The following is a 23,215-nucleotide window of genomic DNA, read 5'->3' as shown; positions in this document are numbered from 1 at the left end:
CGTCCTTCCAAGAATGCTTTTATGGGGCGGGCGATAAAGCGCAGAGTTTCCGGTTTTCCGCGTCGCAGGTCACGTAAATCTCTACGCACCTGACACAAAAATGCCGCCCAGGCAGGCGGCATTCGAGCGACGCTTGCGTCAAGGCAGCATGGACTTGACCTTGTCACGCAACTGATCGATGGAAAACGGCTTGGCGATCACCTGCATACCGGCCGGCGCATCGATGTTTTCGGCATAGCCGCTGGCGAACAGGATCGGCAGGGAAGGGCGCAGCTCGCGCACCAGGGTTGCCAGTTGCTTGCCGTCCATGTCCGGCAGGCCGACGTCGGTCATCATCAGGTCAATGACCTGATCGGTGTTTCGCACCTGCGCCAGCGCTTCTTCAGCATCGGCGGCTTCCAGCACGCTGAATTCCAACTCCTCCAGAACATCGACGATCAGCATGCGCACGATGGCATCGTCTTCGACGACAAGGATGGTGGAGGTGACTGCGGACATAGTATGGGTTTCCCGAAAAAGGCGAGGTTACAGGCGGCCGTTCTGACAGGCCTCTTGCTTGAGTAAGCGTGCACTCATGACAAGTTCCCGCCGGACTCAAAAACAATGCGATACGAAAGACCAGAGAGAATAGCCTGTTCCTCTGTAGGAATCTGTACAAAACCGACCTAGAAAAATGGTCTTGCCTGCCACTTTGGGGCAAACTCCCGGGTTTTCCACCTTTGGCCAAGGCATGCCCATGACTCCCGCGTCGTCCGTCGATGAAAAGAGCTTTCGTACCCTACTGAGCCGAAACGTAGCATTGCCCCTGGGTGTGGGCGTGCTCAGTGCGGTGTTTTTCGTCTGCCTGATCACCTATTTGTTGTCGGTGATCCAATGGGTCGAGCACACCGACCGGGTGATCAACAACCTCAATGAGACGTCGAAGCTGACCGTCGACCTGGAAACCGGCATGCGCGGGTTCCTGATCACCGGTGATGAGCATTTCCTCGACCCCTACGAGGTGGCCAAGCCGCGCATCATTGCCGACCTGCGCAACCTGCAGGAGTTGGTGGCGGATAACCCACAGCAGGTGGACCGTCTCAAGCGCCTGGAAGCCTTGCAGGTGGAGTGGAACAACTACGCCCAGTCGATGATTGACATGCAGCGCAACAGCGGCGATTACCGCAGCGCGGTCAAGGCAGGGCGCGGCAAGCGTCTGACCGATGAGATCCGCAAGGAATACGACGACGCGGTGGCGATGGAGCAGCAGTTCCGCATCACACGCAATGCCGAAGTCACCCGCACCACCGTGATCAGCGTCACCCTGTACCTGGTGTTTGTGCTCGGCCTGAGTGGCTTGCTGGCATATATCGGTCGTAAGAATCTGGTTGCCTTGTCAGACAGTTACAGCGCAAACCTCGCGTCCCAAAAGAAGATCGCTCGGCGCCTGGAGCAGCAAGCCTGGCTGCGCAACGGCCAGACTGAACTGGCCGAACAGGTGCTCGGCCAGCTCACCTTGAACATGCTGGGGCGCAACATCCTGCAATTTTTTGCCCAATACATGGGCTCGGCCGTGGCCGCGCTGTATGTGCGTGAAGAACACGGCGGCCTGCGGCGCGTGGCCACCTATGGCTTCTCGCGTGAGCAGGAACAGCAGGAGCAGGCGATCTACAGCGACGAAGGCATCATCGGCCAGTCTGCCCAGCTCGATCGCCTGATTCGCCTCGACGACGTGCCGGTGGATTACTTCAAGGTCAGCTCCGGCTTGGGTGAAGGCCATACCCGCAGCGTGCTGGTCGTGCCTACCACGGATGATGATCGCGTCAATGGTGTGATCGAGCTGGGCTTCCTGCGCCCGCTTGAGGAACGTGACGAAGAGCTGCTGGAGCTGATCGCCGGCAATATCGGCACTTCCATCGAAGCCGCACGCTATCGCCAGCGCCTGCAGGAAGTGCTGGCCGAGACCCAACAGCTTAACGAAGAGCTGCAAGTGCAACAGGAAGAACTCAAGACGGCCAACGAAGAGCTGGAAGAACAGTCGCGCATCCTCAAAGAGTCCCAGGCCCACCTGGAAACCCAACAGGCTGAGCTGGAGCAGACCAACGAGCAACTGGCGGAGCAAACCGAGACCCTGGCCGAGCAGCGCGACGCCATGGATCGCAAGAACATCGAGCTGAATCAGGCCCAGCTCGAGCTGGAAGACCGCGCCGAAGAACTGCAGCGCTCCAGCAAGTACAAGTCCGAATTCCTCGCCAACATGTCCCACGAGCTGCGCACGCCGCTCAACAGTTCGCTGATCCTGGCCAAGCTGCTGGCCGAGAACCCGCAGGACAACCTCAGCGCCGAACAGGTCAAGTTTGCCGAGTCGATCTATTCGGCCGGCAATGACCTGCTCAACCTGATCAACGACATCCTGGATATCTCCAAGGTTGAAGCCGGCAAGCTGGAAATGCGTCCGGAAAATTCCAGCGTGGCGCGGCTGGTCGACGGTTTGCGCGGCATGTTTGAACCGCTGGCGGCCGATCGCAAACTGGCCTTCCAGGTCGAGGTGCAGGAAGACGCGCCGGGCATGCTGTTTACCGATCGCCAGCGCCTGGAGCAGATCCTCAAGAACCTGCTGTCCAACGCGATCAAGTTCACCGAACAGGGCGAGGTCAGCCTGTCAGTGTCGCGCGCACCGGGGGAAGGTATCGCCTTTACCGTGCGCGATTCCGGCATCGGCATTGCGCCGGACCAGCAGGAAAGCATCTTCGAAGCCTTCCGCCAAGCCGACGGCACCACCAACCGCCGTTACGGCGGCACCGGCCTGGGCCTGTCGATCTCGCGCGACCTGGCCACGTTGCTGGGCGGCTACATCAGTGTCACCAGCGAACCGGGCAGGGGCAGCGTGTTCACGCTGGTACTGCCGGAGCAGTATGTCGAGCGCGAAGAAGACGCCGCGCCGATCGAGCAGCCGCGTCAAGTGGTGGCAGCGCCCGCGCCGGCACCGATCAACGTGGCGCCGCTGCCGGTGGCCGAGACCAAGCAAATTCCGCGTTTCGCCGATGACCGCGACAAGGCCCCATTCACCACCCGCTGCATTCTGGTGGTGGAAGACGAGCCGAACTTCGCCCGCATCCTCTTCGACCTGGCCCACGAGCTGGGCTACAACTGCTTGGTGGCCCATGGCGCGGACGAAGGCTACAGCCTGGCCGAGGCCTACATTCCCGACGCGATCCTGCTGGACATGCGCCTGCCGGACCATTCCGGGCTGACCGTGCTGCAACGTCTGAAAGAACATCCCAATACCCGCCACATCCCGGTGCATGTGATTTCCGTGGAAGACCGCGTCGAAGCCGCCATGCACATGGGTGCCATCGGGTATGCCGTCAAACCCACCACCCGCGAAGAACTCAAGGACGTGTTCGCACGCCTGGAAGCCAAGCTGACCCAGAAGGTCAAGCGTGTGCTGCTGGTGGAGGACGACGACCTGCAACGTGACAGCATTGCCCGCTTGATCGGTGACGAGGATATCGAAATCACCGATGTCGGATACGCCCAGGCCGCCCTGGACCTGCTGCGCACCAACGTTTACGACTGTATGATCATCGACCTCAAGCTGCCGGACATGCTCGGTAACGAGTTGCTCAAGCGCATGGCCACCGAGGACATCTGCTCGTTCCCGCCGGTCATCGTCTACACCGGGCGCAACCTGACCCGCGATGAAGAAAACGAGCTGCGCAAGTATTCGCGCTCGATCATCATCAAGGGCGCCCGCTCGCCGGAGCGCCTGTTGGATGAGGTCACACTCTTTCTGCACAAAGTCGAATCCCAGCTGTCCCATGATCGCCAGAAGATGCTCAAGACCGCACGCAGCCGCGACAAGGTGTTCGAGGGCCGCAAGATCCTGCTGGTGGACGATGACGTGCGCAACATCTTCGCCCTGACCAGTGCTTTGGAGCACAAGGGCGCGGTGGTGGTGATCGGGCGTAACGGGCGTGAAGCCATCGACAAACTCAACGAAGTCGAGGATATCGATCTGGTGCTGATGGACGTGATGATGCCGGAGATGGACGGTTACGAGGCCACGGCCCTGATTCGCCAGGACCCGCGCTGGAAGAAACTGCCGATCATCGCAGTGACGGCCAAGGCCATGAAGGACGATCAGGAACGCTGCCTTGCGGCCGGTTCCAACGATTACCTGGCCAAGCCGATCGACCTGGATCGTCTGTTTTCATTGATTCGCGTATGGCTACCCAAGATGGAACGCATTTAAGTGGAGCAACGCTTCTTGGAAAAAAGTTTCTTGGAAAAAAGCGACGACATTGAGCTGCGTCTCTTGATCGAGGCGATTTACCTCAAGTACAGCTACGATTTCCGGGATTATTCCGGGGCGTCGGTGAAGCGTCGCGTGGCCCACGCCCTGCGCCAGTTCGACTGCGCAACCATTTCTGCCTTGCAGGAGCGTGTGTTGCACGACCCGGCGGCGTTCATGCAGTTACTGCAGTTCCTGACGATCCCGGTGAGCGAAATGTTTCGCGACCCGTCGCACTTCCTGGCGATCCGCCGGGAAGTGGTGCCGCTGCTCAAGACCTACCCGTCGATCAAGATCTGGATCGCCGGCTGCAGCACGGGCGAGGAGGTGTACTCCATGGCTATCCTGCTACGCGAAGAAGGGTTGCTGGAGCGCACGATCATCTACGCCACCGATATCAACCCGGCGTCGCTGGACAAAGCCAAGCAGGGCATCTTTTCCCTGGAGAACGTGCGGGCCTACACCGCCAACTATCAGCAGGCCGGCGGCCAGCGTTCATTTGCCGACTACTACACAGCTGCTTACGATTACGCGATTTTCGATAAGACGCTGCGCGAGAATGTCACCTTTGCTGATCACAGCCTGGCGACGGACAGTGTATTCTCAGAAACTCAATTAATTTCTTGCCGTAACGTATTGATTTACTTCAATAAAAAATTGCAAGATCGAGCGTTTGGATTGTTTCATGAGTCGCTGTGCCATCGCGGCTTCCTGGTGCTGGGCAGCAAGGAAACCCTGGATTTTTCCGCCTACAGCAAGCAATTCGAGCCTTTGGTCAAGCAGGAACGGATCTACCGAAAATCATGAACGACGCTGCATCCAGCCCCATTCGCGGGATTGAAGCCATCGTCGTCGGCGCGTCCGCCGGCGGTGTCGAGGCGTTGCTGAGTATTTTCGGCGTGTTGCCCAAGGGTTTCGGCCTGCCGATCATTGCCGTGCTGCATTTGCCGGACGAGCGCCGCAGCCAGTTGGCCGAAGTGTTTGCCCGTCGCCTTGCGCTGCCCGTGGTGGAAGCCCGTGACAAAGAGTCGATCAAGCCTGGCACCCTGTATTTTGCCGGGCCCGGCTATCACCTGTCGGTGGAGCACGATCGCAGCCTCTCGCTGAGCCAGGAAGACCGTGTGCACCACTCGCGGCCGTCCATCGACTATCTGTTCGAGTCCGCGGCGGATGCCTATGGCGCGGGTTTGTTGGCGGTCCTGCTGACCGGGGCCAACCACGACGGCGCGCGGGGCCTGGCCCAGGTCAAGCAGCAGGGTGGCACCACGGTGGTGCAAGAACCCACTGAAGCACGGGTCGCGGTCATGCCTCTGGCAGCCCTGGCGTTGCATACGCCCGACCATATTCTTACCTTGAGCCGGATTGGCTCATTACTGGCTTCCCTGGAATATTCCCCATGTTAAGTCCTATCCAGGCCAAACTGCTGATCGTCGACGACCTGCCGGAAAACCTGCTGGCCCTCGAAGCGCTGATCAAGCGCGAGGACCGCCAGGTGTTCAAGGCCTTGAGCGCCGACGAGGCCCTGTCCCTGTTGCTGGAGCACGAGTTCGCCATGGCGATTCTGGACGTGCAGATGCCCGGCATGAATGGTTTCGAACTGGCCGAGCTGATGCGCGGCACCGAAAAAACCAAGAACATCCCGATCGTGTTCGTCAGCGCCGCCGGCCGCGAACTCAACTATGCCTTCAAGGGCTATGAAAGCGGCGCCGTGGACTTCCTGCACAAACCGCTGGATATCCATGCGGTCAAGAGCAAGGTCAACATTTTTGTCGACCTGTATCGCCAAAGCAAGGCGATGAAGCAGCAGGTGGAGGCGCTTGAACGCAGCCGTCGCGAGCAGGAGCTGCTGCTCACGCGCCTGCAGTCCACCCAGGCCGAGCTGGAACAGGCGGTGCGCATGCGTGACGACTTCATGTCGATCGTTGCCCATGAAGTGCGTACGCCGCTCAACGGGCTGATTCTGGAGACCCAACTGCGCAAGATGCACCTGGCCCGGGACAACGCCGCAGCGTTCACCCTGGACAAGATGCGCGCCATGGTCGACCGCGACGAGCGCCAGATCCAGAGCCTGATCCGCTTGATCGAAGACATGCTCGACGTGTCGCGCATCCGCACCGGCAAATTATCGATACGCCCCGCGCGTTTCGACCTGGCGCAACTGGTGAGCAACCTGGTGGAGAACTTCGCACCTCAGGTGGCGGCCGCCGAGTCTTCCATGCAACTGGTTGTGGAAGGCCCCGTGGAAGGCCATTGGGATGAGTTCCGTATCGAGCAGGTGATTACCAACTTGCTGACCAACGCGCTGCGCTACGGGGCCAAGAGCCCGGTGGAGGTGCGCGTGTACAGCGAGCACAGCGAAGCCCGCGTGGAAGTGCGCGACCATGGGATTGGGATCAGCGAAGAAAACCAGAAGCGGATTTTCCAGCAGTTCGAGCGCGTCTCCGCCAGCCAAGTGGCCGCCGGCCTGGGCTTGGGGCTGTTTATTTCCGAGCAGATCGTTACCGCCCATGGCGGTACCATCGAGGTCGAGAGCCGCATAGGCGAGGGCGCCTTGTTCCGGGTGTGTTTGCCGCTCGAAGCGTCGACATGAAATCAATCGTCACCTCGACGCAACCTCTGCGTGACCCCAGGGTCGTAATTGCAGCAATTGACCGGACAAAGGCTTCCCATGAGTGAAGATGCGCAAGATGTCGTTCTGATCGTCGAGGACGACGAATCCATTATGTTTGTGCTGGGTGAGTACCTGGCCGGCCTGGGCTATCGCGTATTGAAAGCGATTGATGGGGAGCAGGCCTTCGAAATCCTCGCGACCAAGCCGCACCTGGACCTGATGGTCACCGACTATCGCCTGCCCGGCGGAATCTCCGGGGTGCAGATCGCCGAGCCGGCGATCAAGTTGCGACCGGAACTGAAAGTGATCTTTATCAGCGGTTACCCGCAGGAAATCCTCGACTGCAACAGCCCGATCACGCGCAATGCACCGATCCTGGCCAAGCCGTTCGACCTGGATACGCTGCAAGAGCATATCCAGCGTTTGCTGGCCTGAAGGATGCGGCGCCTACCGGCAGGCGCCGCTCATTTCTCAACCTTGGGGCGTAAGTTTCTGCACGTTCGCGTTGAGCACGCTTGACGGTGTAAACGCGAATTGCCAGCCTGACTTTCCGTCGAATCCTTCGAGGAAGGTTTGAAGGCCTCTACCGTTGGCATTGTCCAGGTTGTACACCGTCAGCCCACCGTAGATCTGGGGTGGGTTGCCATTTCTGATCATCGCCACATCCAGGTCCGGATTGTTTGTATTCCACAGGAACAACTCGTTGTTTTTGGTCTTCTGGATATAAACCGTGTGGCCGAACTCCCCACCTTCATGGGCGTGCTTGAAGTTGATAAGCCCGGATTCTTTGATGTCGGCGGCATTGAAGGTGGTTTTCAGGTTATCGGGCCTGATTCCCATGAGGTCCAGGTAACCGGGCGTATAGTTGGTAGTCGTCAAGGCTTGCGTCTTGGCAAAAACAGCGTCGAACACGTTGGGGGAGAGTGTCTTTTCCGCCTGTCCTACGCGTAAAGCCGCCATGTAGCAGATCAAACCCTGGTTTTCCGGGTGGGCATGAAATGTCTCCCAGTTTTTTTTCAACTCAAGGTGGGAGAGGCTGCGAGGCGCACGCGAGGGAATAATCGGGTCTTCGTAGAGTTTTTTAAAGTCATCGGTGTGCACGCTGTTTTTGACCTGCCAGGCGTCGTCGTGATCAAAGACTTTGAATTCCAGCGTATTGGCCTTTGTGCTATGGGTTTTATAGTGCTGTTTGAGCTTTTTATCATGAAAGACTTTTTTCAGGCCCGCTTCCATGGCATCAGCGTTGGAGAATGTCGCAACGCCAATGTTGGGGTCATAAAAATAGAATGACTTTTGCCCTCCTTCGATTCGCACGCCCGCCGCCATTGCATGTCGCGCCGAGTCAATCATGATGGATTTCGATGCGGTGGCCGCGTCCAGCTCTTTAACCATGTGTTGGTAGGACAGCTGTCGAATGGGCATCTGTGCATGAAAGCTGGTTTCGCTACCTACTTGAACCTGAAGTTTGCTCAGCCGCTCGATAAAGCTGCGCGAAGCCGGATCAGAAGGAAAGGCTGCGGCGGTGTACATGTTACTGATCAAGGTTTTTTCCTTGCCGTGCGCCATGGCGGTTGCCATGGCCCGCGAAAGAGCGGCGCATTGCCCCTCTGACAATTGCGCTGTTTGACTGAAGTACACCACTTGAGGCATAGGCACTACGTTACCGAATCGTGGCTCTACGCTGTTTATAAAACGAGTGGAACTGCTCTTGCCGACCTGGTAGGCGATGTCATCGTAGCGTCGCACGAGCACGCCTATCTGTTGCGCTGTCATACCCTCTTTACTGGCCAGACGCATGACGTCTTCAATCGATGAGGTACGGGAAAGTCCACCAACGATCGTCGGGTCTCCAAACGTGTAGCCGTCTTCAAACTGGGATTTTTATGCGCCGTTGCGATGGTCACTCACAACGCGTTTCCATGTTTTGACGACGCCCTCATCAAGGCTCATGGTGGGGTCCGATGCGCGGGCCCACTTACCGAAATGATCCAGCTCGATGCGTGCCGCAGGTAAAAAATTCTTCAGCGGCGAGCCATATGGCTGTTGCGTGATGGGGTTATAGCCGTACCACTTGCCTTGTTTTAAAACCGCAGGCCCCTCCATGAAGTCGTTGTTGAATTTGAACGTTCCGTAAGCGGAGGCGTCGGCGGTTTTGCCCGCCTTGAGTACGTCATAACTGCCAATGCTGCCGGCCGCCAGCTTGTACCCGCCCACGGCGCCCTGTTTCAGGCCTTTGAGAGGAAGCGCTGCCAGCGTGAAAAAGGTGTCGAAGGGGTTGAGCGCAGGGATGGCCGTTCGGCCAAATATTTTGGTAAGTTTGCCCAGCCTGTTGAGGGCGGACGTCCCGGTTTGTATGCCTTTGGCGGCTTTTGCAGCAGCGCCCAGCCCGACCATGAAACCGAATACGTCAAACGCCAAGTCTATGATGCCCTCACCTATATTCCCCGCCTGGAAGTTTTTGATCGCCGGATATAAAGGAATAAAGTTTGCGAGAAACTTCCTGGCGTGTTTGTACCAAGGCAACTCAGTATCGAAGGCGGTCTGGTCTCTGGCCTGATCTTCAAATGAAGCCAAATCGGTATGGGTCAGCAGTGCGTCGGCGATGTAGGCGGTTCGGGCACTGGCAAAGCTATTGGGAATGTTGTCAGAGGGCACTTGGTCAGTGATCGTCGCTGCAGAGTGACCCGCCGGCCGTACAGTTGGGTATTCAGAAGAAGATACACCTGCCTGCGGGTACTCGACCAATTCGCCGGGAGTCACGTTTTTCAAGTCGTCACGCCGGCGCAGTGTGTTGTGCTCCAGGTTAATCTCATAAACAGTGACAACGCCCCGGCGTTCGGTTCGCAAAAGCAGGCTCCTCCTATTGGTCAGGGGGGTTCTGCTGGTGACTGCGAAGTTATTCGTGCTGACTTTTACCTGTTTGAAGGTCGCAAGCTTACCGTACTCAATATTCTTGCGATCTTCCAAGGGCAGGGTAGCGATCAGGTGCTTGACCTGTGCGCCCAGCGCTTTGTGCATTGTGGCGCAATAGGCAGAAAACGCTTTGGCGAACGCCTCATTGATATCGGGTAAGTTGTGCACCACCTGCAGGCGGTGAATGGGCACGCTGGGGTCAGTACACTGCAAACCTCGAAGCCCCACTGGAACGCCGCCGTTCATGTAAATATCGACGAGCGACTGCGGGCCTACGTCATCTCGATTTTTGATGATCGCTTCAAGGTTCCGTTTTTCGAAGTCGATGCCTTCGCCAAATTGCTTCTTCAACGCTTGGAGTGCCAATGCACGACGCGTAGGCATCTCACTGGAGGAGGCTTGTGCCCCGTGCGCCAACTCAACGAGTTGGGCGTTGAAAGCCGCGCGCACACCGGCCATCTGGTCCGGCGTGTACTCACCCTTGTCGTTAGCAGTGATAACACCGTTGGCCACTCCCCAATCCTTAAGCGCAGCGCTTTGCGCAGAGGCTTCTATCGCCCGGTCTTCAACGGTGATGGGCGCCAGCTCAGCAAGGTTGATGACTTGCTCATAGGTCATAAGCGTAGTCGACCCCGGTGCCTTGGCTTCCTGGCGCGCCACGGCAACCTCAAGGCTGACCCACGAGTGGGACCCGTAGGTAAGGCCGGCGGGGATGTCCTTGACCAGATAAGCAGGCGCCCGGCGCGACAACAGTAAGTGAGCGGCCACTGGCGCCATTTCGGTAGTGGCTTTTTGCTTACTCTCAAGATGGTCGGACAGCGCTTTGACCACCGTCGAAGGATGTTTGCCATAGTGCTCGGGATTTGCCAGGTCGAAACCTGCAACCTTATTGCGATTGGGAACGCTGGAACGCTCCAGCAGGGTTTCCTGATCCAAGGACAATTGCAGCGCCGTCAACAGCCAATCCGCAACACTGGTCTCGGTCGAAATGCCCGCGAATTTGGCTTGCAGTGATTTACCCACACGCAGCCCTTCGGCTGAGTCGAGAATGCTTTCGATAACCTTGCGCGGCTGGGCCATCGTTGACGCATCCAGAGCCAGCTTGCTGGTCAATTGCCTGAACAGACCGTATTTGGCCCCCGGCAACATCGCAAGCGGCTGGTAACTGCCCAGTTGTTCCTGATGGTTTGGAGGAACTGGCCAGGACAAGGCGCCCCCCAGATTTCCATAGGGTGGCGACAGGGGGGAAGGGGCGGCGCTGCTGCTATAAAGATTGCGCAATTCTGCAAGGGTGGTTGGCATCAACCAACCGCTGTCTTCGATAAAGCGCTTGAGGCTCACGCTGTCGCCAGGCGCCAGCGCCTGCTCCCGATAATACGAGGAGTGCGGGTCGATGGGCAGGGTGAGGCGACCCAGAAGCGTTTCCAGATCGTCTTTTACCTTGGCCTTGAACTGATCAGGGTCCAAGTATCCGGCGGCGCCTGGCTGCAATTGGGTTCTCTGCTGAGCACCGAGGTACAACGGCACAAATGCATCCAATAGCGAATGGGTGATCTGGTTGTTAAATGCGTTCAGGTTACTGAGATCGCCTCTCTGACTCTTTTGAGTTTCGAACACTTCGTCTTTGTTCAAGTGCGCGCGCCCAGCAAAAACCTTCTGCTTCTCCAGCTGCGTAGCACGTTCGAGGGTGGCGTCCTTGGTCGCGGGAAGGGACTCGCCATAAAACGCCGCCACGTCCTTGACTCGCGCCATGTCACCCCTGGGCGCGAATATGACGGCTTGGCCGTTCGCCAGGACAGCCGCTGCCTGCATGATGAGCGGCCAGGACAAGGGCAGCGTGTGGCTTCTATCGCCGACGAAACTGCCGAAATACTTAACGGTACCTAGCTGGCTGCCTGTGCCAGCCAATGGCTTGACAGTGAACGAAGCAAAACCTGGGGTATTGCCGCGCGCCGCAAACAACCCAATCGCTTTTGAAAGGTCAATCCTGTTGCTCCGCGCCCAGGCCTTGACATCCGGAGACTGCAGCAGAGTCTCTAGGTGCAGGCGCCATTTCCCGAGCGTCGAATCAGGCGGAATCGGTCCAATCAGATCACCACCGAGGAGCCAGGGCGCGTCACTGTTAGTACGCAAATGCCGGGCATACTGCTCAAGCAGCTGATCGTCACCGTCAAGGCCTGCCGTCTGTTGCGGCGGATTGGTTTGCGGGGCCGACAGCGATAGGCGGGAGGTCTGGATAGAGGGGTTTTCATACGGGACAGCAGGAGCAAGCGGCGGGTTAAAGCGATTCGCGGACAGGGTCATCAGCGCAGTCTCAATCGGGCTTTTCGACTAGGTTCGCAGCGTCCTTCTGCGATGGTTTGCTACCCATTCGTGACCTGACAGAAACAATTGATTCCAAAATCCCCATGCGCAATATTGGCTGAATAATACAGGACCACCGCCTGGTGCCTGACAGTGGTGCCAGCGTAGTGGTTACTGCTTGATCATTTCCCTGACCTTCGCTGTCAACAGCTCGAATGTAAAAGGCTTGGTGATCAGTTGCATGCCCGGGTCCAGGAACCCCCCGCGCACGGCCGCATGCTCGGCATAGCCGGTGATGAATAACACCTTGAGTTCAGGCCGGATCTGCCGGCCGATTTCCGCCAACTGGCGGCCGTTCATGCCGGGCAGGCCGACATCGCTGATCATCAGGTCGATGCGCTGATCGGACTCGATGATCGGCATGGCCGCATTCGCGTCGCCGGCTTCGACGTAGGCGTAGCCCAGTTCTTTGAGCACCGCACTGACCAGGATCCGTACCGCCGGGTCGTCTTCAACGATAAGCACCGTCTCGCCCGCGTTGGCGTAGGGCAGCAGGGCAGGGTTGGCGGTCTCGGCGGCAACCACTTCGCCGACAAAACGCGGCAGGAACAAGCTGACGGTGGTGCCTTCGCCGACGACGCTGTGGATCGTCACGTGACCGTTGGATTGGCGGGTGAACCCGTAGATCATCGACAGCCCAAGGCCGGTGCCCTGGCCGATCGGCTTGGTCGTGAAGAACGGATCGAAGACGCGGCCGATCACGCTCTCGGGAATGCCGCAACCGGTGTCGCTGACGCTCAGTTCCACGTAGTCACCTGGCGTCAACGTGCCGTAGGCGGCGGTGAATACGCTGTCGAGGTGGCGGTTGGTGGTTTCCACGATCAGGCTGCCGCCGCCGGGCATGGCGTCCCGCGCGTTGAGCACCAGGTTGAGCAATGCGCTTTCGAGCTGGTTGGGATCGGCCTCTGCGGTCCACAATGCTTCGCTCAGGCGCATGTCCAGCGCGATGCTTTCGTTGATGCTGCGTTTGAGCAGTTCGCCCATCGACGACACCAGCTTGTTGATCTCCACAGGCTTGGGGTCCAGGGACTGGCGCCTGGAGAAGGCCAGCAGGCGGTGAGTGAGGCTGGCGGCGCGATTGGCGGAGGTGACGCCCAGGTCTATCAGGCTGTCCAGGTCATCGAGTTTGCCTCGCGATACCCGTCGTCGCAGTAACTCCAGGCTGCCGATGATGCCGGTCAACATATTGTTGAAGTCATGGGCGATGCCACCGGTCAATTGGCCGACGGCTTCCATTTTTTGCGATTGGCGCAGCGCTTCTTCGTTGCTGCGCAACTGCGCGGTACGTTCCTCGACCTGCTGCTCCAGGGTTTCCATCGTGCGCTGCAACCGTAGCTCGCTCTGGCTCAGATCGACCAGGCGGTCGCGCGCCTCATATTGCCGGCGCCGGCCGCGCAGCGCAGCGCTGACCAGGCTGATCAGCGTCACCGGGTGGAACGGGCGCTCCAGAAACGTCACGTTGCCCAGCAGCCCGCTCAAGTGCGATGAGCCGTTTTGCTCGCTGCCGCCATGGTGGGTCATCAGCACAATGGGCAAGTCCGACCAGGCAGGCTGCTCATGCAACTGCTCCAGCAACGGCTCCAGATTGGCACCGCGCAGCGCTTCGGCGGCGATGATCAGTAGCCCGGCGCCTTGCGCCAGCATCTCGCAGAGCATTTCCAGGTTGTTGGCAATGACGCCGGCATAGCCGGCTTCATTGAGCATCGTCAGTGCCAGCGCGCTGTCACGCCCCAAGGGGGCAAGAATGATCGCGCGCTCGGCAGCCAGGGATCGGGTTGGCACTAGTCCTCATCCTTAAGCAACGGTTGTCCCGCGCCCATATAGGTCGGAATGCCACGTAGCACGCCCTGGAAGTTATTGAGTGCTTCGCCGAGCGTCATGCCGCTGCTGCTGATGCGATATTCGCGAATGGTCGATTCATGGGACCCGGTCCTTTTCTTGATGATCGAGATGGCGCGACGGACCTTGCCCAACGCCTCGAAGTAACGCAGCAGGATAACGGTGTCGGCCAGGTAGGTAATATCGACGGGGGTTTGCATGTCACCTACCAGGCCATGCTGGGCCACCGTCATGAACGTCGCTGCGCCGCGGCGGTTAAGGTACAGCAGCAGCTCATGCATGTGCAGGATCAACGCATTTTCTTCAGGCATCGAGGCCTGGTAGCCGTTGATGCTGTCAATTACCACGGTTTTGATCCCGAGTTTATCCACGCAGCGCCTTACCCGATGGGAGAATTCGCCGGGCGACAGCTCGGCCGCGTCCACCTGCTCGATCAACAGGTTGCCGGTGGCCTGCAGGGCTTGGAGGTCGATGCCCATGTTCTTCATGCGTTCGAACAACAAGCCTAACTCTTCATCAAAAATGAACAGTGCTGACTTTTCGCCACGGCCGACAGCGGCGGCGGCAAAGATCATCGAGATCAAGGATTTGCCGGTCCCGGCCGGACCCAGGATCAGGCTGCTTGAGCCGGTCTCGACACCACCGCCGAGCAAGGCGTCCATCTCGGCGATGCCGCTGGACAGGGTCTGGCGGTTGTAGCCGCCACGGTGTTCCGCCGCCACCAGTCGCGGGAACACATGCACACCGTCGCCCATGATGGTGAAGTCGTGGAAACCGCCGCGGTACTTTTGCCCCCGGTATTTCACCACCCGCACCCGACGGCGTTCAGCGCCGTAGTTGGGGGTCAGTTCTTCCAGGCGAATCACCCCGTGGGCCACGCTGTGCACGGTCTTGTCGAGGGATTCGGTGGTCAGGTCATCCAGCAGCAGCACGGTGGCGTCATAGCGCACGAAGTAATGCTTGATCGCCAGGATCTGCCGGCGATAACGCAGTGAACTCTGCGCCAGCAAGCGGATTTCCGACAGGCTGTCGAGCACCACACGGGTCGGTTTGAAACGCTCCACCGCTTCAAAAATCTGCCGCGTGGCTTCGCCCAGCTCCAGGTCGGAGGAGTACAACAGGCTTTGCTGGTGCTCGGCGTTGAGCAGGCTTTCGGGTGGGGTCAGCTCGAAGATATGGATATTGTCGTCCAGGTCCCAACCGTGGGACTTGGCGCCCTGGCGCAGTTCGCGCTCGGTTTCGGACAGGGTGATGTACAACGATGTCTCGCCGTTTTTCGCGCCGGCCTGCAGGAAATGCAGGGCGACGGTGGTCTTACCGGTACCGGGTTCACCTTCCAGCAGGAACAGGTGGCTGCGCGATAGCCCGCCGGAAAGAATGTCATCAAGACCTTCAATGCCGGTGGCCGCCTTTTCACTGAACAGCTCGTTGGGTATAGACAAGGAGTGCCCTCAGGTCACGTACAAATAAGAGCGCGCCGCCCTGGGCGCGCCATATTCACTTGACCGTAGCGGCTTGTAGCGGTTCAACGATTCATCAAATTTGTACAACAGGGGCATGGGCTTACAGGTGTTCGGGCGCGTCGCTACAGGCCTTGCTGCAACGCCGGATCGTCCGGATTCTGTTGCTCAAGTTGCGCGAGCAGTACCTGTACGTTCTGCAGCTGGCCGCTTTCCTTCCAGTAGCTGATCAGCAACACCCGCGCCTTGCGATTGGCTGGGTGGCGCTGGATGATGTCTTCCAGTTGGCGTTGGGCGGCTTCCAGTTCCTGCTGGGCGTGCAGGGTAGTGGCCAGGTCGTAGCGGTAATCCTGATTGTCCGGTTCCAGTTCCACGGCTTTGGACAGGCCGAGCAGGGCGTAGGGCCGCTCGCCATGGTGCAGTAGCCACATCCCCAGTGCGTGTTGCAGATACGCCGATTCCGGGTGCGCCGCCAGTTGGCGCGCCAGCAGTTGGCGGGACTCGTCGGTCTTGCCCTGTTTATCCAGCAGCTCGATTTGCGCGACCACGGCTTGCAGGTTGTCCGGCTGCAGGCGCATGGCCTGTTCCAGCGCATGCTGGGCTTCCGGCAACTGGGCGCTATGAATGTACAGTCGCGCCAGTTGGATCCAGCCCTCGGCGGTTTCGGGCTGGGCCTTGAGCGTTTTCACAAATTCATCCAGCACCTGCTGCAACGGACCGAAATACAAGCCCAGGGTATCGGGCGACAGACCCAGCAAGGCGTTGGCGGCGGCAAACCGCACAGCTTGTTCGGGGTCATCCAGTACCGGGCCGAGCAACAGCGTGCGCTGACCGGTGGGCACCAGCCCGACAATGCTGTGGATGGCGGCCTCGCGGACCTGCGGCGAAGCGCTGTTCAAGTCTTTATCCGCCAGTTTCAAGGCTTGGGGGCTGGGGTAATTGGGCAGTTCGGCATGCAACGCCGCGCGGCGTTCGGGCGACAGGTCCGGCCGGCCGAGCTGCTGGTACAGCACGCGGGCGGCTCCCGGCTCACCGTTGTGCGCCTGTTTCAGGGCTTTGGAATAACCATGGGCAATCGCGGGGGCTACGGCGACCGGCGTGGCGCGGGAGAAATACCAAGTGATCAGCGCAATAGACAACAGGGCGCACAGGCCGATGATGGAGTAACGGCGTGACTTTGACATGCAGGCGTCCGGGAACTGGGGCAGTGAGTGCAAAGCCATCAGCTTCGGTCAGACCACCGCAGGTGTCAAACCCGCTGACTACAGGTTATGAAAGAAACCCATGGCCAAAACGGTCAGACCGCTTGAAGGCTTTGACCATTGCCGCGATGGCGCTCCAAGGCGACTATTGGGCCCATTCGGACCGTTCAAGGGAACAACAATAATGCAGATTGAAAACAAGATCTTTCTGGTCAGCGGCGGCGCTTCGGGCCTCGGTGCGGCGACCGCACAGATGCTGATTGATGCGGGTGCCAAGGTGATGCTGGTCGACCTCAATGCCGATGCCGTGGCGGCCAAGGCCCGCGAGCTGGGGGATAACGCCCGCAGCGTAGTCGCGGATATCAGCCAGGAAGCGGCCGCCGAGGCTGCCGTGCAGGCCACGGTTGCGGCATTTGGCGGGTTGCATGGGCTGGTCAATTGCGCCGGCGTGGTGCGTGGCGAAAAAATCCTCGGCAAGGACGGCCCCCATGCGTTGGCCAGCTTCGCCCAGGTGATCAACGTCAACCTGATCGGCAGCTTCAACCTGCTGCGCCTGGCGGCGGCGGCCATTGCGCAGACCGAAGCGAATGCCGACGGCGAGCGCGGTGTGATCATCAATACCGCGTCTGTGGCCGCCTTTGACGGGCAGATCGGCCAGGCTGCCTACGCGGCCTCCAAAGGCGCGATTGCCAGCCTTACATTGCCGGCCGCACGTGAACTCGCGCGCTTCGGCATTCGCGTGATGACCATCGCCCCCGGCATTTTCGAAACGCCGATGATGGCCGGCATGACCCCGCAGGTACGCGAGTCACTGGCCGCGGGCGTGCCATTTCCGCCACGCCTGGGTAAACCCGACGAATACGCCGCGCTGGTGCGGCACATCATTGAAAACAGCATGCTCAATGGCGAGGTGATCCGTCTCGACGGCGCTTTGCGCATGGCGGCCAAGTAAGGAGAGTTCTCCATGACAGATCCCATCGTTATCGTCAGCGCCGTGCGCACGCCCATGGGCGGGTTCCAGGGCGACCTCAAGGGCCTGACCGCGCCGCAGCTGGGGGCCGCCGCGATTCGTGCCGCGGTCGAACGTGCCGGTATCGCCAGCGATGCCGTGGACGAAGTGTTGTTCGGCTGCGTACTGCCCGCAGGCCTCGGCCAGGCGCCCGCGCGCCAGGCGGCATTGGCTGCCGGGCTGGATAAGGCCACGCGTTGCACCACCCTCAACAAGATGTGCGGCTCGGGCATGCAGGCGGCGATCCTGGGCCACGACGCACTGATGGCCGGCAGCGTTGACGTGGTCATCGCCGGGGGCATGGAAAGCATGTCCAACGCTCCCTATCTGCTGGACCGCGCACGCAGCGGCTACCGCATGGGCCACGGCAGGGTGCTCGACCATATGTTCCTCGACGGCCTGGAAGACGCCTACGACAAAGGCCGCCTGATGGGCTCCTTTGCCGAGGACTGCGCCCTGCACAACAGTTTCAGCCGTGAGGCTCAGGACGCATTCGCCATCGCCTCGCTGACCCGCGCACAAGAGGCCATTACCCACGGCAACTTTGCCGCAGAGATCGTTGCGCTCCAGGTCACCGTCGGCAAAGAGCAGAAAACCATCCTGCATGACGAGCAGCCGCCCAAGGCCAGGCTGGACAAGATCGGCAGCCTGAAACCCGCGTTCCGCGAAGGCGGCACTGTGACCGCGGCCAACTCCAGCTCGATCTCGGACGGCGCGGCGGCCTTGTTGCTGATGCGTCAGTCCGAGGCCGAGAAACGCGGGCTCAAGCCCCTGGCGGTCATCCATGGGCACGCGGCCTTTGCCGACGAGCCGGGCCTGTTCCCGGTAGCGCCGGTGGGGGCTATCCGCAAACTGATGACCCGGACCGGCTGGAATCTGGATGACGTTGACCTGTTCGAGATCAACGAAGCCTTCGCGGTGGTGAGCCTGGTGACCATGAGCAAGCTGCAAATCCCCCACGCCAAGGTCAACATCCACGGCGGCGCCTGCGCCCTGGGCCATCCGATCGGGGCCTCCGGTGCGCGGATCCTGGTGACCCTGCTTTCGGCCCTGCGCCAGAACGGCCTCAAGCGTGGCGTTGCCGCCATCTGCATTGGCGGCGGTGAAGCCACGGCCATGGCCGTCGAATGCCTGTATTGAGGAACCCCGATGCTGCCCAATGACGAACAGTTGCAAATCAGCGATGCGGCCCGGCAATTTGCCCAGGAGCGCCTCAAACCCTTCGCCGCCGACTGGGATCGCGAACACCGTTTTCCCAAGGAGGCCGTGGCTGAAATGGCCGAACTGGGCTTTTTCGGCATGCTGGTGCCGGAGCAGTGGGGCGGTTGCGACACCGGCTACCTGGCCTACGCCATGGCGCTGGAAGAAATCGCCGCCGGCGACGGTGCCTGTTCCACCATCATGAGCGTGCACAACTCGGTCGGCTGCGTGCCGATCCTCACGTTCGGCAACGACCAGCAGAAAGCGCAGTTCCTCGAGCCCCTGGCCAGCGGCGCCATGCTCGGCGCCTTCGCCCTCACCGAACCCCAGGCGGGTTCCGACGCCAGCGGCCTGAAAACCCGCGCACGCCTGGAAGGCGATCACTACGTGCTCAACGGCTGCAAACAGTTCATCACCTCCGGGCAGAACGCCGGGGTGGTGATTGTGTTTGCCGTGACCGACCCGGCGGCCGGCAAGCGCGGGATCAGCGCATTTATCGTGCCGACCGATTCGCCGGGCTACAGTGTGGCGCGAGTCGAAGACAAACTCGGCCAGCATGCGTCCGATACCTGCCAGATCCTGTTTGAGGATGTGAACGTGCCCGTCGCCAACCGACTTGGCCAGGAAGGCGAAGGCTACCGGATTGCCCTGGCCAACCTCGAAGGCGGCCGCGTGGGCATCGCCTCGCAAGCGGTGGGCATGGCCCGTGCCGCGTTTGAAGCGGCCCGCGACTATGCCCGCGAGCGTGAAAGCTTCGGCAAGCCCATCATCGAACACCAGGCCGTAGCCTTCCGCCTGGCAGACATGGCCACGCAGATCGCGGTCGCCCGGCAGATGGTGCATTACGCCGCCGCCCTGCGCGACAGCGGCAAACCCGCGCTGGTGGAGGCCTCGATGGCCAAACTGTTTGCGTCGGAAATGGCCGAAAAAGTCTGCTCCGCCGCCTTGCAAACCCTGGGCGGTTACGGTTACCTGAGCGACTTTCCCCTTGAGCGGATCTACCGCGACGTGCGGGTCTGCCAGATTTACGAAGGCACCAGCGATATCCAGCGCATGGTCATCTCACGCAATCTTTAAGGAGCCGCTACATGAGTTACGAAACCATTTTGCTCGACGTCCAGGGCCGCGTCGGGCTGATCACCCTCAATCGCCCCGAAGCCTTGAATGCGCTGAACGCGCAACTGGTCAGCGAGTTGAACCAGGCGCTGGACGGCCTGGAAGCCAACCCCGAGATCGGCTGCATCGTGCTGACCGGTTCGAAGAAGGCCTTCGCCGCCGGTGCCGACATCAAGGAAATGGCCGAGCTGACCTACCCGCAGATCTACCTCGACGACCTGTTCAGCGACAGCGACCGCGTGGCCAACCGCCGCAAGCCGATCATTGCCGCCGTAAACGGCTTCGCCCTCGGCGGCGGTTGTGAACTGGCGTTGATGTGCGACTTTATCCTGGCCGGTGACAACGCCAAGTTCGGCCAGCCGGAAATCAACCTCGGCGTGCTGCCGGGCATGGGCGGCACCCAGCGTCTGACCCGCGCGGTCGGCAAGGCCAAGGCCATGGAAATGTGCCTGACCGGGCGTTTTATCGATGCCGTGGAAGCCGAGCGCTGCGGAATTGTCGCGCGTATCGTGCCGGCCGATGAGTTGCTGGAAGAAGCGCTGAAAGTCGCCACCCTGATCGCCGGCAAGTCGGTGCCGATCAGCATGATGGTCAAGGAAAGCGTGAACCGCGCGTTTGAAGTGAGCCTGTCGGAGGGCGTGCGCTTCGAGCGCCGGGTGTTCCATGCGGCGTTCGCGACGCAGGATCAGAAGGAAGGCATGGCGGCGTTCGTGGCCAAACGGGCGCCGGCGTTCAAGGACCGATAACTCGGTCTTCCAGACACTGAGCAGCAAATGTGGGAGCTGGCTTGCCTGCGATGCAGACACCTCGGTTTATCAGTCGGACCGAGGTGATGCTATCGCAGGCAAGCCAGCTCCCACATGGTTTTACGGTGTTCAGCTAGAGTTGGTAGTGCTTCAGCTCCCTGGCAATCACCATCCGCTGAATCTCGCTGGTGCCCTCGTAAATCTGCGTGATCCGCGCATCCCGGTAGTAGCGCTCCACCGGGTAGTCCTCCAGGTACCCATAGCCGCCGTGAATCTGCACGGCTGACGAACAGACCTTTTCGGCCATTTCCGAGGCAAACAGCTTGGCCTGGGACGCTTCCGACAGGCACGGCTTGCCCGCGCTGCGCAGGCGGGCCGCATGCAGGATCAACAAGCGCGCAGCGTTGAGCTGGGTTTGCATGTCGGCCAGCAGGTTGGCCACGCTCTGGTGCTCAATGATCGCCTGTTTGAATTGCACGCGGTCGCGCGCATAGGCCAAGGCGGCCTCAAACGCAGCACGCGCAATGCCCAACGCCTGGGCGGCGATGCCGATGCGACCGCCTTCCAGGTTGGACAGGGCAATCGCCAGGCCTTTGCCGCGCTCACCCAGCAGGTTCGCTTCGGGGACGCTGCACTGGTTCAGAGTGACCGCGCAGGTGTCCGAGGCACGAATGCCCATCTTGTGTTCGGTGCGATCCACCACAAAACCTGGGGTATCGGTCGGGACCAGAAACGCAGAAAGGCCTTTTTTGCCCAGGTCCGGGTCGGTCACGGCGAACACAATGGCAAGCTTGGCGCGCTTGCCGTTGCTGACAAACTGCTTGGCGCCATTGATCACCCACTGGCCGTCGCGAAGTTCGGCGCGGGTGCGCAGGTTATGCGCTTCAGAACCGGCCTGGGGTTCGGTCAGGCAGAAGCAACCGATGGCCTGGCCACTGGCGAGTTCGGCCAACCAGGTTTGCTTTTGCGCCTCTGTGCCGTAGTTGAGGATGGGGCCGCAACCCACTGAATTATGGATACTCATCAGCGCGCCGGTGGCACCGTCCCCGGCGGAAATCTCTTCGACGGCGAGGGCATACGCGACGTAATCGACATAGGTGCCGCCCCATTCTTCCGGCACCACCATGCCCAGCAGGCCGAGCTCGCCCATCTTCGCCACCAGGGCGTCGTCGATCCAGCCGGCTTTCTCCCAGGCCTGGGCGTAGGGCGCAATCTCACCACGGGCAAAGTCGCGCGCCATGTCGCGGATCATCACTTGTTCTTCTGTGTATTCAATGTCTTGCATGGCTTAATTCACAACCTTCTTGAAGTGATCGAAGAAGCTTTGCACCTGACTCGGGGTCAGCTCGTGCAAAGTGGACGGGTTCCAGCGCGGGCGCTTGTCCTTGTCGATGATCAAGGCGCGCACGCCTTCAATCAGGTCGCCGCGTTCGAACCATTGGCGGTCCAGGTGCAGTTCCAGGGCGAAACACTGCTCCAAGGGCAGGCGACGGCCACGGCGCAGCATCTCCAGGGTGACGGCCATGGCCAGCGGCGAACGGGTTTTCATCAGGTCAGCGGTGGTCAGCCCCCATTCGCGGCTGTCGGCGACGGTCACTTCCTGCAACTGTTCAACGATGCTCGCTACGTCCGGCAACGCGAAGAAGTGGTCGATGGCGGGGCGCAAGGCGGCCAGCGGCGCATCGGGCAGTTGCTGCACGGCGAGTTTAGCCAGCACGCCCTGCAGGTCCTTGAGCGGCGAGCCTTGCCACTGCAAGCCGTCGAGCTTGCGGTCGAGGTCGGCGAACCTGGCGCTTTCCAGGTACCAGTCAGCCAGGCCGCAATAGAGCGCGTCGGCGGCGCGGATCTGCACCCCGGTAACACCCAGGTAGATCCCCAGTTCGCCAGGAACGCGCGGCAGGAAATAGCTGCCGCCCACGTCAGGGAAGTAACCGATGGCCACTTCCGGCATCGCCAGGCGACTGCGCTCAGTGACGACACGTAGATCCGCGCCTTGCACCAGGCCCATGCCGCCGCCCAGGACGAACCCGTCCATCAACGCCAGGACCGGCTTGCGGTAATGGTGGATAGCCAGGTCCAGTGCGTATTCCTCGACGAAGAAGTCCTGGTGCAGGGTATCGCCGTTCTTGAAGCTGTCGTACAGCGAGCGAATATCGCCGCCTGCGCAAAACGCCTTGTCGCCGGTGCCGCGCAGCACCACGGCATACACCTGCGGGTCATCGGCCCATGCCTGTAGCTGGGACGCCAGGCTGCGCACCATTGGCAACGTTATGGCATTCAAGCCGGCGGGACGGTTGAGGGTGAGGTGGCCGATATGGTTGCGGACCTCGGCGAGCACTTCGTCCTGAAGCGTTTCTGCGTGGCGTGCCTCGGATGAAACCTGAGCAGTCATCGATAACTCCCTGCTTTTATTGTTTTTATCAAGATGTTCGCGGGCGAACTCTCTTGTGATCGTACCAGCGCAAATTTGCCCAGTACAACC

General features: G+C 60.2%; 17 protein-coding genes. 9 read left to right on the top strand and 8 right to left on the bottom strand.

Annotated elements, in window-relative coordinates; genetic code table 11:
- Window positions 1-138 precede the first annotated feature (138 nt).
- On the bottom strand, window positions 139-498 hold the full coding sequence (locus tag KVG91_RS23895; protein ID WP_169375396.1) for a response regulator: 360 nt from the start codon (window positions 496-498) through the stop codon (window positions 139-141).
- A 238-nt stretch (window positions 499-736) separates the two neighbouring features.
- Between KVG91_RS23895 and KVG91_RS23890 the strand changes: the two genes are divergently transcribed.
- The 5 genes from KVG91_RS23890 to KVG91_RS23870 all read left to right on the top strand — a co-directional run bounded on the left by KVG91_RS23890 (window position 737) and on the right by KVG91_RS23870 (window position 7,319).
- Window positions 737-4,234: a response regulator gene (locus KVG91_RS23890; protein ID WP_169375395.1), complete on the top strand. Its 3,498-nt coding sequence runs from the start codon at window positions 737-739 to the stop codon at window positions 4,232-4,234.
- Window positions 4,235-4,249: 15 nt separating this feature from the next.
- A complete protein-coding gene (locus KVG91_RS23885; protein ID WP_178115045.1) occupies window positions 4,250-5,080 on the top strand; it encodes a CheR family methyltransferase in 831 nt (276 codons plus the stop codon).
- A complete protein-coding gene (locus KVG91_RS23880) occupies window positions 5,077-5,676 on the top strand; it encodes a chemotaxis protein CheB (RefSeq protein WP_169375394.1) in 600 nt (199 codons plus the stop codon). Before KVG91_RS23885 ends, KVG91_RS23880 begins: the two co-directional genes overlap by 4 nt.
- Window positions 5,670-6,863 carry a hybrid sensor histidine kinase/response regulator gene (locus tag KVG91_RS23875; protein ID WP_169375393.1) on the top strand — a complete coding sequence of 398 codons (1,194 nt, stop codon included), beginning with the start codon at window positions 5,670-5,672 and terminating at the stop codon, window positions 6,861-6,863. Before KVG91_RS23880 ends, KVG91_RS23875 begins: the two co-directional genes overlap by 7 nt.
- Window positions 6,864-6,941: 78 nt before the next feature.
- On the top strand, window positions 6,942-7,319 hold the full coding sequence (locus tag KVG91_RS23870; protein ID WP_003217591.1) for a response regulator: 378 nt from the start codon (window positions 6,942-6,944) through the stop codon (window positions 7,317-7,319).
- A 36-nt stretch (window positions 7,320-7,355) separates the two neighbouring features.
- On the opposite strand, the gene KVG91_RS23865 is transcribed toward KVG91_RS23870, so the two are convergent.
- From KVG91_RS23865 to KVG91_RS23845, 5 genes are all read right to left on the bottom strand, one after another.
- Window positions 7,356-8,681 carry a YopT-type cysteine protease domain-containing protein gene (locus KVG91_RS23865; protein ID WP_169375392.1) on the bottom strand — a complete coding sequence of 442 codons (1,326 nt, stop codon included), beginning with the start codon at window positions 8,679-8,681 and terminating at the stop codon, window positions 7,356-7,358.
- An 84-nt stretch (window positions 8,682-8,765) separates the two neighbouring features.
- The gene (locus KVG91_RS23860; protein ID WP_169375391.1) at window positions 8,766-12,101 is read right to left on the bottom strand and encodes a hypothetical protein; all 3,336 of its coding nucleotides are present in this window, start codon (window positions 12,099-12,101) and stop codon (window positions 8,766-8,768) included.
- A 171-nt stretch (window positions 12,102-12,272) separates the two neighbouring features.
- Entirely contained in the window at window positions 12,273-13,943 is a 1,671-nt protein-coding gene (locus KVG91_RS23855; protein ID WP_318840912.1) for a response regulator, read from the bottom strand.
- Complete coding sequence (locus KVG91_RS23850; RefSeq protein ID WP_169375390.1) at window positions 13,943-15,442, bottom strand: ATPase domain-containing protein; 1,500 nt, start codon at window positions 15,440-15,442, stop codon at window positions 13,943-13,945. Before KVG91_RS23850 ends, KVG91_RS23855 begins: the two co-directional genes overlap by 1 nt.
- A gap of 143 nt (window positions 15,443-15,585) precedes the next feature.
- On the bottom strand, window positions 15,586-16,644 hold the full coding sequence (locus KVG91_RS23845; protein WP_169375389.1) for a tetratricopeptide repeat protein: 1,059 nt from the start codon (window positions 16,642-16,644) through the stop codon (window positions 15,586-15,588).
- A gap of 202 nt (window positions 16,645-16,846) precedes the next feature.
- On the opposite strand from KVG91_RS23845, the gene KVG91_RS23840 reads away from it, so the two are divergent.
- From KVG91_RS23840 to KVG91_RS23825, 4 genes are read left to right on the top strand one after another with little or no spacing between them, the layout of a single operon-like run.
- Window positions 16,847-17,614, top strand: coding sequence for an SDR family NAD(P)-dependent oxidoreductase (locus KVG91_RS23840; protein WP_169375388.1), 768 nt, complete (start codon window positions 16,847-16,849; stop codon window positions 17,612-17,614).
- Between the two features lie 12 nt (window positions 17,615-17,626).
- The gene (locus KVG91_RS23835) at window positions 17,627-18,811 is read left to right on the top strand and encodes an acetyl-CoA C-acyltransferase (protein ID WP_169375387.1); all 1,185 of its coding nucleotides are present in this window, start codon (window positions 17,627-17,629) and stop codon (window positions 18,809-18,811) included.
- Between the two features lie 9 nt (window positions 18,812-18,820).
- Window positions 18,821-19,948, top strand: a complete 1,128-nt coding sequence (locus tag KVG91_RS23830; protein WP_169375386.1) for an acyl-CoA dehydrogenase — start codon at window positions 18,821-18,823, stop codon at window positions 19,946-19,948.
- 11 nt (window positions 19,949-19,959) lie between these two features.
- Window positions 19,960-20,733 (top strand): enoyl-CoA hydratase, encoded by a 774-nt coding sequence (locus KVG91_RS23825; protein WP_169375385.1) that lies wholly within the window; start codon window positions 19,960-19,962, stop codon window positions 20,731-20,733.
- Between the two features lie 133 nt (window positions 20,734-20,866).
- On the opposite strand, the gene KVG91_RS23820 is transcribed toward KVG91_RS23825, so the two are convergent.
- Together KVG91_RS23820 and KVG91_RS23815 are read right to left on the bottom strand one after the other, a co-directional pair.
- On the bottom strand, window positions 20,867-22,018 hold the full coding sequence (locus tag KVG91_RS23820) for an acyl-CoA dehydrogenase family protein (protein WP_169375384.1): 1,152 nt from the start codon (window positions 22,016-22,018) through the stop codon (window positions 20,867-20,869).
- A 3-nt stretch (window positions 22,019-22,021) separates the two neighbouring features.
- Window positions 22,022-23,125, bottom strand: coding sequence for an enoyl-CoA hydratase/isomerase family protein (locus KVG91_RS23815; RefSeq protein WP_169375383.1), 1,104 nt, complete (start codon window positions 23,123-23,125; stop codon window positions 22,022-22,024).
- Between the last annotated feature and the right edge of the window lie 90 nt (window positions 23,126-23,215).

Origin of the sequence: Pseudomonas azadiae (assembly GCF_019145355.1) — a bacterium.
Taxonomy (GTDB): Bacteria; Pseudomonadota; Gammaproteobacteria; order Pseudomonadales; family Pseudomonadaceae; genus Aquipseudomonas; species Aquipseudomonas azadiae.
The sequence above is the reverse complement of the archived record's forward strand: the minus strand, read 5'-3'. Positions and strand labels throughout refer to the sequence as shown.